Source organism: uncultured Lutibacter sp. (genome assembly GCF_947495725.1).
In the GTDB taxonomy this organism is placed as follows: domain Bacteria; phylum Bacteroidota; class Bacteroidia; order Flavobacteriales; family Flavobacteriaceae; genus Lutibacter.
On record NZ_CANLZZ010000015.1, the window covers coordinates 1 to 1,421 of the forward strand.

The following is a 1,421-nucleotide window of genomic DNA, read 5'->3' on the forward strand; positions in this document are numbered from 1 at the left end:
GAAATCATTTGTTAATAAATTCCCTTCTACTGGTGTATCCAATGCTGTCATAGCAGTATCATCATTTGCTACTGGTGGACTATTTGTATCTGTTGATGGATTTTCCATTACTTCAATAGTCACTGTTGCAGTGCTACAAGCCTGTGGAGTTCCATTATCACAAATTGTATATTCAAAACTATCCGTTCCTACAAAACCTGTTGGCGGTGTATAACTATAAACTCCTGTTGTTGAATCTATTGTTACTGCTACTCCTTCAACGGTTATAACAGTTGGTGTAGTAACTGTTTGGATATCTCCTTCATAATCTTCATCATTTGTTAATACATTTCCACTTACTGCGGTATCCTTATAAGTATTATTTATATCTGCTATAGCATATGTGCAATTATATAAAACAATAACTTCATCACTATTAAAACATCCATTATCACCATCCGTAACTACTACTGAATAACTTCCAGCTTCATTCACCTGAATACTTGCTGTTGTTTCTCCAGTACTCCATAAATAAGTTGCTGTTCCCTGAACAGTTGAACTACTAGCATCTAAGGTTACACTTGTTAATGTGCAAGTCAATCCTAAATCACCTGTAATAGTTGCAATCACTTCAGTAACATCTTCTGTTACCGTGAAAACTTCACTTGTTGCATCACATCCATTATCTGAATCTGTTACTGTTACCGTATAATCACCAGGATTACTTACAATTATTGACTCTGTAGTTTCTCCCGTACTCCATAAGTAACTTGCGGTTCCTTGAACCGTTGAACTACTTGCGTCTAATACCAAACTCGTTGTTGAACAAGTTAATTCAGAATCTCCTGTAATCTCAACAACTGGTTCGTTACTATCTTGCGTAATAGTTATGCTTTTTAAATCTGAACAACCATTTGAATTTTTTGTAACAATTACATAATAACGTCCTTCTTCTGTAATTGTTATACTTGAAGTTGTTTCCCCTGTGCTCCAATAGAATTTATCGCCTCCAGTACTTTCACTTGCTTCTAAAACAATACTTGTTACATTACAATTTAATTCAGTTGTTTCCGCTTCTAAAATAACTACTGGTTTTGTAACATCTTGACTTATCGTTACTGTTTCTTCATCTGAACAGCCATTGTCACTATCGGTTACTGTTACCGAATATGTTCCTGCGGCTGTAACATCTATTGTTGCGGTTGTTGCTCCTGTACTCCATAAGTAACTTGCTGTTCCTTTTACTATACTTGTTGCTGCACTTAACGTTACCGTTGTATTTGCACAAGTCAGCTCCTCATTACCTGTGATTGTTGCTGTGGCTGCATCGATATCTTGTAATACTATTACACTATCTTCTGCTGTACATCCATTATCACTGTCTGTTACTTTTACACTATATGTTCCCGCTGCTGTTACTGTTATATTCTGAGTTGTTTCTC

The 1,421-nt window shown here is 35.9% G+C and carries 1 protein-coding gene; it reads right to left on the bottom strand.

Annotated elements, in window-relative coordinates; genetic code table 11:
- A partial coding sequence (locus tag Q0776_RS17710) for an Ig-like domain-containing protein (protein ID WP_298371346.1) occupies positions 1-1,421 on the bottom strand: 1,421 nt, incomplete at both ends.